This window comes from Denitrobaculum tricleocarpae, assembly GCF_007004665.1.
Taxonomy (GTDB): domain Bacteria; phylum Pseudomonadota; class Alphaproteobacteria; order Kiloniellales; family Kiloniellaceae; genus Denitrobaculum; species Denitrobaculum tricleocarpae.
On record NZ_ML660060.1, the window covers coordinates 82,325 to 96,486 of the forward strand.

The window sequence follows — 14,162 nt, forward strand, 5'->3', positions numbered from 1 at the left end:
CTAGTCCGCTGTCCGGATGCGCGGATCGACGACGCGATAGAGGATATCGGTTACGACATTCATGATGATCACGATCAGCGCCGAAAAGAAAAGAATGCCCAGGACCGTGGGGTAGTCGCGGGCCAGGATCGACTGGAAGGCCAACGTGCCCAGGCCGGGCCAGTTAAAGACAGTCTCGACCAGGACAGCACCGGAGATGATGCTGCCGAACTGCAAGCCGGCGATGGTCACGACCGGCAGGATGGCGTTGCGCAAAGCATGTTTGCCGAAGACGCTGCGTTCCGGAACGCCCTTTGCCCGTGCCGTACGGATGTAATCCGAGCCAAGAACCTCAAGCATGCTGGCACGTGTCAGACGGCTGTACTGGGCGAGGAAGACAATGCCCAGGGTGAAGGCCGGCAGGACCAGGTGATGGGCGACGTCGAGAATTTGGCGAAAGGTGCCGCCCTCCAGGGTGACATCGCGCATGTTGGAGATCGGAAAGACGGGAAAGATCCAGGCCAGCAGGATAATCAGCATAATCCCGGTCCAGAAGATCGGAGCCGAATAGCCGACGATGGAGAGCACGGTGACCAGATTGCTGACGATCCCGCGCGGATTTCGCGATGCGATCACGCCAAGCAGGGTGCCCAGGCCGATGGCAAACAGCAGAGCGGTCGTAACCAGCAAGAGTGTTGGCCCGATCCGGCCCAGAATCAGGCTGGTGACCGAGGCGTTGTAAAAGAAGGATTGGCCGAAATCCCCTTGCAGGGTTTTACCAAGATAGACGCCGAGCTGTTCGTGCAGCGGACGGTCCAGCCCGTAGGCCTTGCGGATCGACGCCATGACCTCCTCGGTCGCGCCGCCCATCTCGCCCGCAATGACCTCCGCCGGATCGCCGGGCGCGAGATGAATCAGCAGGAAATTGAGAACCAGAACAGCCAACACAAGGATCGCGGCATACAGCAAACGCCGCAGAAGCATCGTCAGGATCTGCATTCCGGCCGTCCCACCCTCGCCGTTACATCCTCTGGAGAAGATAAAGTCGTGCCTCGCCTGCTGTGTCGCAGCAAAGAGCGCATGATAAAGGAGAGACTACTTCGTCTTGAAGACTTCATCGAGCGGTGCCATTGCCCCCCAAATGCTGATCGGCGGGTTGCCGATCTTTTTGCTGTAGGCGGTGTGGTAGGGCACGGTGTTGATGAAGGCGATCGGCACCTCATCGACGATGATCGCCTGCGCTTTGCGGTAGAGCGCGGCCCGCGCGTCCGGATCGGGCTCCACGCCGGCCTCGGACAGGACATCGTCGACCTCTTCGTTGCAGTAGCTCTGGGTGTTCGACCAGATCACACCTTTGCGGATATTGTCGCAGGTATAGGTGCGATGGACCCCGATCACCGGGTCTCCCCAATTGAAGACGATATCCATGGTCATGTCGAAGTCGTGGCCGGAAACCCGTTTTGACCAGGTCGGAAAGTCGGGTGCGGCGCGCACCTCAACCTCGATCCCGACTTTTTTAAGCTGCGGTTTCAGATATTCCGCGATGGCTTTCTGCTGTTCGGCTACGCCGGGAATGTAGTCGACCCTGAGCTTGAAGCGCATGCCGTCGTCTTTTTTGGCGCGACCGGCTTCGTCCAGCAGGGCGTTGGCCTTGTCCAGATCGAGGTCATAGGCTTCGACGTCGGGCGCGTGGAAGGGACTGCCCGGAACGACCGGTCCTGCGGTGCGTTGGGAAAAGCCGCCGTGCAGGGCATTGATGATGAAGTTCTTGTCCGTGGCGAAGGCGATGGCCTTGCGCACCCGTACGTCGCTCAGGAACTCGTTTTTGGTATTGAAGGCCAGCCAGTTGACCGGGCCGACTGCGGCGTAGCCCTGGCTCGTGACCTCCAGGTTTGCGTTCTTCTTCAGCCGGCCGATGTTACGGGTATTGGTGACGAAGGGATACATGTCCACCTCGCCCTTGTCGGCGGCAAGCGTGAGGCTGTTGGAATCCTTGTAGTGCTTGACGATCACACGGTCCAGGTGGGGCCTGTCCTCGATGAAATAGTCCGGATTGCGCTCCAGAATGACGTGCTCGCCCGGCTTGAATTCGACAATCTTGAAGGGGCCGGAACCGATCGGGTTGTTGTTGGCCGGGTGCGACTTGGGATCCTGACCGTCGCCGTAAACGTGTTTCGGCAGGACCGGCAAAAGCGCCGAGGACATCGCGAGCAGGGCGGCCGGATGCGCGCGCGAAAAATGGATGACGGCGGTGTGGGCGTCAGGCGTATCGACTTTTTCGACCGGGGCGAACATGGTTTTGAAGGGATGGTTGTCCTTCACGGTCTGGATGGAAAAGGCCACATCTTCCGAAGTTATCGGCTCGCCGTCGTGGAACCTGGCGTTCCTGCGCAGATTGAGCGTGATGCTCAAGCCGTCGTCGGAAACGCTCCAGCTTTCGGCCAGATAGGGTTGTGGGGTCCAGTTTTCATCGAACCGCAAAGGCGTGGCGAAAATCTGCGTGCCGGGTACCGCTGTGGCTGTACCCGATTGAACGGCCGGGTTTAGGTGGCGCGGTTTCTGCGTGGTGCCAATGACCAGTGTGCCGCCTTTGACCGGATCGGCGGCCTGGATCTCCGACCCAGGAATCATGCTTGCAACCAGAGCTGTTGCCAGGCTTAAGCTTTTGAATTTGTGCATTTTCTCCCCCGTCTTCTCAGACGCGTTCCCAGCGTCCGGCTCGTTGAGGGGGCGAAACCCCCGGTTCCCGTTCAGCGTCTAACTCATCTGAAGTTTCTGAAATTCTACCCTATCACAGTTAAGTCTCAAATTTTTCAATGAATTGGAGGTTTTTCACTTTTAAGCTGCGGCGCTCTCCATCAAAGCTGGCCGCGCTCAAAAATTGCGTTCTGGTTGATGCAGCTCGCGCATAGACTAAACCGGAATTTTTGATCAGACTTCCGGCTGCGGCGTAATTCAAAAAGAGGCAGACAGGCGCAGGACTCGCGGTCTTGAGGGGAGAATCTGGTGCAAACGGTCATTTATGCGGCGCGAAAAATTATCACTATGGTGCCGAATCGGCCAGAAGCGACCCACGTCGCGGTTCGCGACGGCCGGGTTCTGGCGGTCGGCAGCCTGGAGGAGGTCTCCGGTTGGGCCGAATCCCGCTCCGACGATGTCCGGCTCGATGAAACCTTCGCGGAAAAAGTGTTGTTGCCCGGTTTCGTCGAGGGGCACGCTCATATGATGGCGGGGGGGGTCTGGCAATTCACCTATGTCGGCTTTGAGGACCGGATCTCTCCCGACGGAGTGCTTTGGGAAGGTCTGAAGGACATCGAGGCCGTCACCCGCAGGCTGCGCCAGATCGAGTCGGAGCTGGAACCGGGCGCGCCTTTGATCGCCTGGGGCTTCGATCCGATCTTCCTGACGGCGCATCGTCTCAATCGCTTTGACTTGGATGAGGTCACCAGGGATCGGCCGATTGCCGTCATCCACTCCAACTTTCATCTCCTAACCGCGAATTCAAAAGCCCTCGAGATGGCGCAATACGACCGAAACACCGACGTCATGGGCGTGGACCGCGGGGAAGATGGAGAACCAACGGGCGAGCTTCAGGAAATGGCGGCCATGTTCCCGGTGATGCGGCGCCTGAAGATCGACATCCGCTCGCTGGCCCGCACGGAGGGAGGTATTCGTGCCTACGGCAAGGTCTGTCACCGCAGCGGCGTGACGACCGCGACCGACCTGATTAACGATCTGCCGCTGGAAGACGTCGAGCTCATGGCATCGATCACCGGCGAGGAGAGCTATCCCAGCCGTCTGGTCCCGGTGCTCAACGCCCATACTGGCCCTGCGGGGGAAATCGCGGCCCAGGCGCTGGCCCTGCGCGAAAAGTCCACCGACAAATTGCGCCTCGGCTCGATCAAGATCATCACCGACGGCTCGATCCAGGGCTTCACCGCACGCATGCGCTGGCCGGGGTACTACAAGGGGCCGGATCACGGGATCTGGAACATTCCGCCCGAGCAGTTGATGACGACGGTCGAGACCTTGAACGCAGCAGGCGTGCACATGCACATTCATGTCAACGGGGATGAGGCGTCGGAGGTCACCATCGAAGCACTGGCGCAGGCCCTGAGAAAGAACCCAAACCCGGATCATCGGCACGTGCTGCAGCATTGCCAGCTGGCCGACGCCGCTCAGTTCCGCAAGATCCGCAATCTCGGACTCTGCGTGAATCTCTTCGCCAATCACATTTTCTACTTCGGGGATAAGCATTACGAGCTGACGGTCGGGCCGGAGCGTGCTGAGCGGATCGATGCCTGCGCGACAGCGCTCTTCGAGGGCGTGCCACTGGCGATCCACTCCGATGCGCCGGTGACGCCCATGGGACCCTTGTTCACGGCCTGGTGTGCGGTTAACCGTGTCACGCCTTCAGGACGGATCCTGGGCGCGGCCGAGCGGATTTCCGTGGAGGATGCCTTGCGGGCCGTGACGCTGGGACCGGCTTATACCCTGCATATGGACCATGAGGTCGGTTCCATCGAGGTCGGCAAGAAAGCGGATTTCGCGGTGCTGGAGGACGACCCCTTATCTGTCGACCCGATGACCATCAAGGATATCGGCGTTTGGGGCACGGTTCTTGGGGGCCGGCCCCAGCCGATTTCCTAGGGAGCAATTCAGGCCATGGATTCCAAGGATCAGCGCCTGCCTCTGACCGTTATCACCGGCTATCTCGGTGCCGGCAAGACGACGCTGGTTAATCACATGCTGCGCCATGCCGATGGCCGGAGGATCATGGTGCTGGTCAATGACTTCGGCGATATCGCCGTCGATGCGGATCTGATCGAATCGCAGGAAGGTGACACCCTGACCCTGGCCAACGGCTGCATCTGCTGTTCCATGGGCGGAGATCTTTTTTACGCACTCTCAGACGCACTGGACCGTCAACCGCGCCCGGATCATCTGCTGATCGAGGCCAGCGGTGTCGCCGACCCGACCCGCATCTCGGAAATCGCCCGGGCCGAGCCAGAGCTGCGTCTCGACGGAACCATCGCGTTGCTTGACGCCCTTGGCTTCCCGGCATTGGTCGATGATGCACAGATCGGAAGTTCGCTGGTTCGCCAAATTGCGGCGGCAGACCTGATTGTCGTCAGCAAAAGCGATCTTCAAGCTCCTGACGCCCTTTCGGAGCTCAAGGCGCAGGTCGCGGCGCTTGCGCCCACTGCCCGGCAAATCGAGGCGAGCTTCGGCCGGGTACCGCTCGAGGTGCTGCTGGGGAGTTTGTCGCCCGCCGAAGTCGACGAGATCCCGCAGGGCTGCGCCCATTACGGTCACTCTGGCCACGATCACGCCAACCATGATCACGCTGAAGATCACGAGGATCTCTATTCGCGTTGGTCGCTCGCGCGCGATTGCATCTTCGGACAACAGGAGCTTGCTGACGTGCTCAAAGATCTTCCCGCGGGCTTGCTCCGGCTGAAAGGTTTCGTGAAGCTGGACGGGTGTTGGGCGCTGGTGCAGGCGGTCGGTGGACGGGTCGAAATCGAATCCCTCCCAAGGGTGCCGGACCATATCAAGCACACGACTTTGGTGGCGATCGGCCTCAAGGGTCAAATGGATACGGTAGAGCTGAACCGCCTTTTTTCCCGCTAACTCGCCAAAATTTCCAACTCTTCTGCTGGCACAGCTTTCCTTTTAAAGCTTCAGGTCTAAATATTTTATACTTGAAACAAATTTTCCGAGGACGCATAGTGATGCCCGAATTGGATGAAGGGAGAGTTTGATGCGCGTTGCCTGTCTTGGAGGTGGACCAGCCGGACTCTACTTTGCGATCAGCATGAAGCTGCGCGATCCGTCCCACGAGATTGTCGTGATCGAGCGGAACCGGCCCAATGATACCTTCGGCTGGGGTGTGGTTCTTTCCGATGAAACCCTGGACAACTGTCAACTCAACGATCCTATCAGCGCTAAGTCGATCCGGGAGCACTTTGCCTACTGGGATGACATTGCAACCCATTACCGGGGCGAAAAGATCGTGTCGGGCGGTCACGGCTTTTGCGGGATCGGGCGCAAGAAACTGCTCAACCTTCTGCAGGACAGGGCGCGGGAACTGGATGTCGAGCTGCGCTTTGAAAGCGAGTTCGGCTCGACAGACGGCTTCGCCGACTACGATCTGATCGTGGCCTCCGACGGGCTGAACTCAAAGGTGCGTAGCGAGCATGCCGATGTCTTCAAGCCCGATATCGATCAGCGGGCCTGCAAATTCATCTGGCTCGGCACCCATCAGAAATTCGATGACGCCTTTACCTTCATCTTCGAGGAAACCGAGCACGGATGGATCTGGGTCCACGCCTACCAATTCGACGATGACACGGCGACTTTCATCGTCGAGTGCGCAGAGGACACCTGGCTGAATTTCGGCTTCGACAAGATGAGCCAGGAAGAGACCATTGCGGCCTGCGAGAAGATTTTCGCGAAGTACCTGGACGGTCACGCGCTGATGTCCAACGCGAAGCACTTGCGCGGATCTGCCTGGCTGAATTTTCCCCGGGTGTTGTGCGAGAAGTGGTCGCACAAAAACATCGTTCTTATGGGCGACGCGGCTGCAACGGCGCATTTTTCCATCGGTTCGGGAACCAAGCTGGCACTGGAAAGCGCGATCGATCTTGCCGATCGCCTGCATAGTAACGCCACGATGGAAGAGGCTTTCGCCTGCTATGAGGATGAGCGCCGTCTAGAGGTTTTGCGCCTGCAGAGTGCGGCACGCAATTCGCTGGAATGGTTTGAGGAAATCGACCGCTATCTCGATCTGGCGCCGACACAGTTCGCCTATTCGCTTCTGACCCGATCTCAGCGAATCAGTCACGAAAACCTGCGCCTGCGCGACAAGGACTGGCTTGAGGGCGCGGAGAAATGGTTCGAGGGCCGCTCGACCGGGCAGGCCCCCAAGGACTCACGCCCGCCCATGTTCACGCCTTTCCGCATTCGCGGGCTGGAACTGGAGAACCGGATCGTAGTCTCGCCCATGGCGCAGTACTCGGCCAAGGACGGGACGCCGGACGACTGGCATTTCGTCCACTATACCAGCCGGGCGCTGGGGGGCGCGGGCCTGGTCTACACCGAGATGACCTGTGTTTCGCCCGAAGGCCGGATCACACCGGGCTGCACCGGACTCTACGACCCCGAGCACGAGAAAGCCTGGAGGCGCATCGTCGATTTCGTCCATGCGGAGACCCCGGCGAAGATGGCCATGCAGCTTGGGCATTCCGGCCCCAAGGGCTCCACCCAGCTTGGCTGGGACGAGATGGATGCGCCGCTGCCGGGCGAGAATTGGGAGATCCTGGGGCCGTCGCCGGTTGCCTGGTCCGACAAAAATGCGACGCCGCGTGAAATGACCCGCATGGATATGGATAAGGTTCTCGATGATTTTGTCTCGGCAGCTGAGATGACCGAGCGTTGCGGCTTCGATCTTCTGGAGCTGCATTTCGCCCATGGTTATCTGCTGTCCGCGTTCATCACGCCCCTAACCAATCGCCGCAGCGACGAATACGGCGGTTCGCTGGAGAACCGCCTGCGCTTTCCGCTAGAGGTCTTCCGGGCGGTGCGTGCGGTCTGGCCCGACGAGAAGCCGATCTCCGTGCGCATTTCCGCGAACGACTGGGTCGGCGACGAAGGCGTGACACCCATGGAAGCGGTAGAAATCGCCCGGGTTCTGAAGGAAGAGGGTGTCGACATCATCGATGTTTCCGCCGGTCAGACCTCGAAGAAGGCGCAACCCGTCTATGGCCGTATGTTCCAGACGCCCTTCTCCGACCGCATTCGTAACGAGGCGGGGATCGCCACCATGGCGGTGGGCAACATCTATGAGCCGGATCACGTGAACTCGATCCTGATGGCGGGCCGTGCGGATCTTTGCTGCCTCGCGCGTCCGCATCTGACCAACCCCTACTGGACCCTGCATGCGGCGGCGCAGTTGGGCTATGATCGCGCGGATTGGCCCAAACAGTACTATGCGGGACGGGATCAGATGCAGCGATTGGCCGCCCGCGCCGAAGCCACGGTGATGAAGGTCTAGCAGGTGACACAGCTTGCGGGAAAACATGCTCTCGTGACGGGCGGCGGAACCGGGGTCGGCGCGGCGATTGCCCGTCGTCTTGCCGCAGCGGGTGCGAAGATCACCCTTGCCGGACGGCGGCGGGAGCCTCTGGAAGCGACGGCGGCAGAGATCCCGGGCGCTGCCATGGTGCAGGCCGATGTGACCGACGAAGCGGCGGTGCGCGAGATGTTCGAAGCCGCGCGTGCGGCACAGGGCCCGGTGGATATCCTGGTGGCCAATGCCGGCGCGGCGGAGAGTGTGGCATTGAAGAACACGAGCCTCGATCAGTGGGAGCGAATGCTTTCGGTAAACCTCACCGGCAGCTTTCTCTGTGCGCGCGAAGCTCTGGCCGATATGCTCGAGTCCGATCAGGGACGTGTTGTGTTTGTCAGCAGCACGGCGGGCCTCAAAGGCTATCCCTATGTTGCCGCCTATTGTGCCGCCAAGCATGGGGTCGTGGGCTTGACCCGCGCCATGGCGAGCGAGTTGGCAAAGACGGGGATCACCGTGAACGCGGTCTGCCCCGGCTTTACCGAGACGCCGTTGCTGGCGGACTCCATTGCAAAGATCGTCGAGAAGACGGGCCGCAGCGAGGAGGATGCTCGCAAATCTCTGGCGGCGTCCAATCCGCAAGGCCGTTTCGTGCAGCCGGAGGAAGTGGCGGAGAGCGTGGTCTGGCTGTGCGCTTCCGGATCGGGGTCGGTGACCGGACAGGCGATTTCCATTTCCGGGGGAGAGGTCACGTGACATCCGGCAGCGGAACTTCTGCAGCAGTCACCAAGCCGGAGACTGCAAAGCTCAGCAAGCAGCGGCTGCGCTTGTGGTTGCGGCTGTTGCGGGCGACCCGCTCCGTGGAGGGAGAACTGCGGGAGCGTCTGCGCAAGGACTTCGATGCCACACTGCCGCGCTTCGATGTTCTGGCGGCTCTGCATCGCTGCCAGGACGGCATGACCATGACCGAACTCTCGCGTTTTCTCATGGTCTCAAACGGCAATGTGACCGGGATCATCGACAGGCTGGTGCTGGAAGGCCTGGTCGTCCGCGTGCCGGACAAAAAAGACCGCCGGGCCACTTTCGTGCGCTTGACCCCGAAGGGCGTCACGGCTTTCGGTGAGATGGCGGAGGCTCACGAGGGTTGGGTCGATGGCCTGCTCTCGGAGGTTTCTGCGGAGGAAGCTGCGGACCTGATCAGCCTCCTGAGCCGCTTCAACGAAACTCAAAGGAGCCGATGAGAGATGGCGGCTATGACCGAATTCAAACCTCAGCACTTTAACTGGCGGATGGAGGGCAGCGTCGGCGTGATTTCACTGGACCGGCCCGACCGCAAGAATCCGCTGACTTTCGAATCCTACGCCGAGCTGCGCGATCTTTTCCGCGACCTGGTTTACATCGACGAAGTGAAAGCAGTGGTCTTTGCCTCCAACGGGGGGAACTTCTGTTCCGGTGGGGACGTGAAGGACATCATCGGGCCGCTGCTGGACCGGGATATGAAGGGCCTGCTCGAATTCACCCGCATGACCGGCGACCTGGTCAAGGCCATGCGGGCCTGTCCGCAGCCGATTGTTGCGGCGGTCGATGGGGTTTGCGTCGGCGCGGGCGCTATGATTGCACTTTTCTCGGATTTGCGCCTGGGCACGCCGGAGGCCAAGACGGCGTTCCTCTTCACCCGTGTCGGTCTGGCCGGGTGCGATATGGGGGCTTGTGCCATGCTACCGCGTGTCATCGGGCAGGGCCGCGCGGCGGAACTGCTTTACTCCGGCCGCTCCATGTCCGCCGACGAAGGCGAGCGCTGGGGCTTCTTCAACCGGCTCGTCGAAACGGATGCGCTGGAAGACGAGGCCGTCGCCCTGGCACAGCGTTTCGCGGCCGGCCCCAACTTCGGCAACATGATGACCAAGACCATGCTGAATCAGGAATGGTCCATGACCCTGGATCAGGCGATCGAGGCGGAGGCGCAGGCTCAGGCGATTTGCATGCAGACCCGGGACTTCAAACGGGCGCACGATGCTTTTATCGAGAAGCAAAAGCCGGTTTTCGAGGGTGATTGAGCCATGAGCGATAAGAGCTTTCTATCCTGGCCTTTCTTCGACGACAGCCACCGGGTGCTTGCGGATGACCTCGACTCCTGGTCGACCGAGAAATTGGCCGGTCTGGATCACAGCGACACGGACGCGACCTGCCGGAAACTGGTTGCCATGCTGGGACAGGACGGATGGTTGAGGTATTCCGCGCCGGACCCCGCGGACCCGGACTCCCGGATCGACGTGCGTAAGCTTTGCCTGATTCGCGAGACTTTGGCGCGTCACGACGGCTTGGCCGACTTTGCTTTTGCCATGCAGGGCCTGGGTGCAGGCTCGATCTCACTCTTTGGCAGCGATACGCAGCGCGAAACCTGGCTGCCTCGGACCCGGGCCGGGAATGCCATTGCCGCCTTTGCACTCTCCGAGCCGCGCTCGGGATCCGATGTCGCCAATATCGAGATGACGGCGAGCAAAGACGGTGACGACTACATTCTCGAAGGCGAAAAGACCTGGATCTCCAACGGCGGTATTGCGGACCTCTATGTGGTCTTTGCCCGGACCGGCGACGCGCCCGGCGCGCGCGGGCTCTCGGCTTTTATTGTTCCGGGGGATACGCCAGGCCTGGAGATTGCCGAACGCATTGATGTAATTGCACCCCACCCCTTGGCGCGCCTGGAATTCAAAAATTGCCGGGTGCCCGCGACGGCCATGATTGGGGCGTCGGGCCAAGGCTTCAAGATCGCCATGAGCGTGCTCGACGTTTTCCGCTCCACGGTCGGGGCTGCCGCGCTTGGCTTTGCGCGACGAGCGCTCGACGAAGCCCTAACACGGGCGGCCAAGCGTGAACTCTTCGGTGCGCCCCTGGCCGAGCTGCAGCTTGTGCAGGGACAACTGGCGGAGATGACGCTGGATGTCGATGCGTCGGCGCTGCTGATCTACCGGGCCGCCTGGACCAAGGACCGGGGCGCGCCGCGCGTCACCCGTGAAGCGGCCATGGCCAAGCTTTATGCGACCGAAGCGGCCCAGTCGGTGATCGACAAGGCGGTGCAGATCCACGGCGGGGACGGCGTGCGCTGCGGGCAGATTGTCGAATCGCTCTATCGGGAAATCCGCGCCCTGCGGATTTACGAAGGCGCTTCGGAAGTCCAGAAGGTCGTCATTGCCCGGCAGGCGCTGGCTGAGGCTGCCGCGTCGGGAGGAAGCTGACCATGCTGGGACCCTCCGCGCATCAGGACAGCTACAGCCGGGACCAGCTTCCGCCGTTTGAAAACTGGCCTGAGATTCTGCTCGAGCGGCCGGAGTTCCAGTATCCTGAGTACGTCAATGCGGCGGTTGAGCTGACCGACGGCGTGGTTGCCAAGGGTTTGGGCGCTCAGGTGGCCGTCAAGGGCGAAGGCGAGAGTTTCACCTACCGGGAACTGGCCGCGGAGAGTAACCGCATCGCGCAGGTGCTGATCGAGGACATGGGTGTCGTGCCCGGCAACCGGGTTCTGATCCGATCCGCCAATAACCCGCGTATGGTCGCGGCCTGGCTCGGCGCGACCAAGGCCGGTGCGGTGGTGGTCAACACCATGCCGATGCTGCGCGCCGGGGAGCTGACCAAGATCGTCGACAAAGCTGAGATCGGCTTTGCGCTTTGCGATCAACGGCTGAAGGAAGAGTTGCAGGCTTGCGCAGGATCCAGTGCATATCTCAATAAGATCCTGACCTTTGACGGAACCAGCGCGCGTCAGGGCGAACTCGAAGCGCGTATGGGCGGGAAACCCGCGACCTTTGAGGCGGTGAAAACCGGGCGTGACGATGTGGCGTTGCTGGGCTTTACATCCGGCAGCACCGGGGCCCCCAAGGCAACCATGCACTTCCACCGGGATATCCTGGCGATTGCCGACGGCTACGCCGCTTCGGTTCTGGCTCCAAGCCCCGAAGATGTCTTCATCGGCTCACCACCCTTGGCCTTCACCTTCGGCCTCGGCGGCCTGGCGGTTTTTCCGCTTCGCTTCGGCGCGACGGCGGTTCTGGTCGAGGATGGCCGTCCAGGCAATCTGCTCAAGACAATCGAAGAGCAGGGCGCGACCGTCTGCTTTACCGCGCCGACGGCCTACCGGGTCATGATGGGCGAAGTTGCCGAGGGCCGGGGTGATCTTTCCTCGCTCCGGCTGGCGGTCTCCGCCGGCGAAACCCTGCCCAAAGCGACCTTCGATGCTTGGACCGCCGCGACCGGGGTGCCCATCCTGGATGGTATCGGCGCGACCGAGCTTCTGCATATTTTCATCACCAACTACCCGGACGATACTCTGCCCGGCGCGACCGGAAAACCGGTGCCGGGCTATGAAGCGATGATCGTGGACGACAAGATGAACGCCTTGCCGGCCGGCGAAGTCGGGAAACTCGCTATCCGCGGACCGACTGGTTGCCGCTATCTGGGCGGCGACAGGCAGACCGCCTATGTCCGCGACGGCTGGAATCTGACGGGCGATGCCTTCAGTCAGGATGCCGAGGGCTACTTTCACTTTGCAGCGCGGGCGGACGATATGATTGTGTCCTCCGGCTACAACATTGCCGGACCCGAGGTGGAGGACGCGCTCCTCACTCACCCTGATGTCGCGGAATGCGCCGTTGTCGGCGCCGACGATCCGGACCGTGGCACCATCGTCCAGGCGCATGTGGTTTTGCGCGAATCTGTTGACGGTGACGAAGCGCTGGTGAAGCATCTGCAGGATCACGTGAAATCGGTGATCGCACCCTACAAATACCCGAGATCAATCCTATTCACCAAAGCGCTGCCGAAAACACCAACAGGGAAAGTGCAGCGTTTTAAACTCAAGGCCGAAAAGGCCATTAAACAGGGCTAACAACACGTAACAGGGCTACCAATGGGAGACAGATTTATGAAAAGCAAGTTACTCGCGCTGGCACTGGCGGCCGGCGTTTCGATGCCTGCCATGGCGCAGGCGGAGAACGTAAAAATCGGCATGATCACGACGCTTTCGGGCGGCGGGTCCAGCCTGGGTATCGACATCCGTGACGGCTTCGCGCTGGCGGTCAAACAGGGCGGCGGCAAGCTCGGCGGCCAGGATGTTGAGGTGATGATCGAGGACGATGCCCGCAAGCCGGACAAAGCAAAGCAGATTGCGGACAAGTTCCTCAAACGCGACAAGGTCGATATCCTGACCGGCCTGGTCTGGTCGAACCTGGCGCTTGCGGTTGTGCCCTCCGCGGTCAAGGGCGGCACCTTCTACGTCAGTCCCAATGCGGGCCCCTCGCAACTGGCCGGCAAACTCTGTCACGAGAACTACTTCAACGTCGCCTGGCAGAACGATAATCTGCATGAAGCGATGGGTGCATACGTTTCCAGTCAGAACCTGAAAAACGCCTACATTCTGGCGCCGAACTATCCGGCAGGTAAGGATGCGCTTACAGGCTTCAAGCGCTTTTATAAGGGCGAACTGGCCGGTGAGACCTTCACGAAGCTGGGGCAAAAGGACTACGCCGCCGAATTGGCCGCAATCCGCGAAGCCAAACCGGATTCGGTCTTCTTTTTCCTGCCCGGCGGCATGGGGATCGCCTTCATGAAGCAGTATGCCCAGTCTGGTATCGAGGCCCCTGTCTTCGGTCCGGCCTTTTCCTTCGACCAGGGTATCCTGAAAGCGGTCGGCGATGCGGCGCTCGGGGTCAAGAACTCCTCGCAGTGGAACAAGGATATCGACAATGCGGCCAACAAGGCTTTCGTTGCCGAGTTTCAGGCGGAGTACGGCCGTCTGCCGTCGCTTTACGCCAGTCAGGGTTACGACGCGGCGCGCCTGATCGCATCCGCACTGGAAAAAACCGGCGGTGTTGAAGATGCCGATGCGTTCCGTGCGGCATTGAAGGCCGCAGAGTTCGAGTCTGTCCGTGGAGCTTTCAAGTTCGGTCCGAACAATCACCCGATCCAGGACATCTATGTGCGCGAGGTGATCAAGGAGGGCGACGTTCTGACAAACAAGATCGTCGGTGTCGGCCTGAAGGATCATGCGGATGCCTATGCCTCCGAGTGCTCGATGTAACTGAGAAACCAGAGCGGGCCGCGCTTCAATAGGCGCGGCCCG

General features: G+C 60.7%; 11 protein-coding genes. 9 read left to right on the forward strand and 2 right to left on the reverse strand.

The window, feature by feature from the left end:
* Both FKG95_RS22710 and FKG95_RS22715 read right to left on the reverse strand, forming a co-directional pair.
* Positions 1–978, reverse strand: a complete 978-nt coding sequence (locus FKG95_RS22710; RefSeq protein ID WP_142898718.1) for an ABC transporter permease — start codon at positions 976–978, stop codon at positions 1–3.
* Positions 979–1,074: 96 nt separating this feature from the next.
* Positions 1,075–2,658 carry an ABC transporter substrate-binding protein gene (locus tag FKG95_RS22715; protein ID WP_142898719.1) on the reverse strand — a complete coding sequence of 528 codons (1,584 nt, stop codon included), beginning with the start codon at positions 2,656–2,658 and terminating at the stop codon, positions 1,075–1,077.
* Between the two features lie 327 nt (positions 2,659–2,985).
* Here FKG95_RS22715 and FKG95_RS22720 point away from each other — a divergent pair, with 327 nt between their 5' ends.
* From FKG95_RS22720 to FKG95_RS22760, 9 genes are all read left to right on the forward strand, one after another.
* On the forward strand, positions 2,986–4,629 hold the full coding sequence (locus FKG95_RS22720; protein WP_246116868.1) for an amidohydrolase: 1,644 nt from the start codon (positions 2,986–2,988) through the stop codon (positions 4,627–4,629).
* A 15-nt stretch (positions 4,630–4,644) separates the two neighbouring features.
* The gene (locus tag FKG95_RS22725; protein WP_142898721.1) at positions 4,645–5,613 is read left to right on the forward strand and encodes a CobW family GTP-binding protein; all 969 of its coding nucleotides are present in this window, start codon (positions 4,645–4,647) and stop codon (positions 5,611–5,613) included.
* 130 nt (positions 5,614–5,743) lie between these two features.
* A complete protein-coding gene (locus FKG95_RS22730) occupies positions 5,744–8,035 on the forward strand; it encodes a bifunctional salicylyl-CoA 5-hydroxylase/oxidoreductase (protein WP_142898722.1) in 2,292 nt (763 codons plus the stop codon).
* A 3-nt stretch (positions 8,036–8,038) separates the two neighbouring features.
* Positions 8,039–8,803 (forward strand): SDR family NAD(P)-dependent oxidoreductase, encoded by a 765-nt coding sequence (locus FKG95_RS22735; RefSeq protein ID WP_142898723.1) that lies wholly within the window; start codon positions 8,039–8,041, stop codon positions 8,801–8,803.
* Positions 8,800–9,288: a MarR family winged helix-turn-helix transcriptional regulator gene (locus FKG95_RS22740; RefSeq protein WP_142898724.1), complete on the forward strand. Its 489-nt coding sequence runs from the start codon at positions 8,800–8,802 to the stop codon at positions 9,286–9,288. Before FKG95_RS22735 ends, FKG95_RS22740 begins: the two co-directional genes overlap by 4 nt.
* 12 nt (positions 9,289–9,300) lie before the next feature.
* On the forward strand, positions 9,301–10,104 hold the full coding sequence (locus tag FKG95_RS22745; RefSeq protein ID WP_246116869.1) for an enoyl-CoA hydratase family protein: 804 nt from the start codon (positions 9,301–9,303) through the stop codon (positions 10,102–10,104).
* Positions 10,105–10,107: 3 nt separating this feature from the next.
* Positions 10,108–11,283 (forward strand): acyl-CoA dehydrogenase family protein, encoded by a 1,176-nt coding sequence (locus tag FKG95_RS22750; protein WP_142898726.1) that lies wholly within the window; start codon positions 10,108–10,110, stop codon positions 11,281–11,283.
* Between the two features lie 2 nt (positions 11,284–11,285).
* Entirely contained in the window at positions 11,286–12,929 is a 1,644-nt protein-coding gene (locus FKG95_RS22755; protein WP_142898727.1) for an AMP-binding protein, read from the forward strand.
* 36 nt (positions 12,930–12,965) lie between these two features.
* Positions 12,966–14,120 (forward strand): ABC transporter substrate-binding protein, encoded by a 1,155-nt coding sequence (locus tag FKG95_RS22760; RefSeq protein ID WP_142898728.1) that lies wholly within the window; start codon positions 12,966–12,968, stop codon positions 14,118–14,120.
* The last annotated feature ends 42 nt before the right edge of the window (positions 14,121–14,162 follow it).

What these genes read in the sequence shown, in the direction of transcription:
- FKG95_RS22715 (WP_142898719.1), bottom strand. Translation starts at nt 2,658, where the DNA reads ATGCACAAATTCAAAAGCTTAAGCCTGGCAACAGCTCTGGTTGCAAGC.
- FKG95_RS22760 (WP_142898728.1), top strand. Translation starts at nt 12,966, where the DNA reads ATGAAAAGCAAGTTACTCGCGCTGGCACTGGCGGCCGGCGTTTCGATG.
- FKG95_RS22730 (WP_142898722.1), top strand. Translation starts at nt 5,744, where the DNA reads ATGCGCGTTGCCTGTCTTGGAGGTGGACCAGCCGGACTCTACTTTGCG.
- FKG95_RS22725 (WP_142898721.1), top strand. Translation starts at nt 4,645, where the DNA reads ATGGATTCCAAGGATCAGCGCCTGCCTCTGACCGTTATCACCGGCTAT.
- FKG95_RS22745 (WP_246116869.1), top strand. Translation starts at nt 9,301, where the DNA reads ATGACCGAATTCAAACCTCAGCACTTTAACTGGCGGATGGAGGGCAGC.
- FKG95_RS22755 (WP_142898727.1), top strand. Translation starts at nt 11,286, where the DNA reads ATGCTGGGACCCTCCGCGCATCAGGACAGCTACAGCCGGGACCAGCTT.
- FKG95_RS22750 (WP_142898726.1), top strand. Translation starts at nt 10,108, where the DNA reads ATGAGCGATAAGAGCTTTCTATCCTGGCCTTTCTTCGACGACAGCCAC.
- FKG95_RS22710 (WP_142898718.1), bottom strand. Translation starts at nt 978, where the DNA reads ATGCAGATCCTGACGATGCTTCTGCGGCGTTTGCTGTATGCCGCGATC.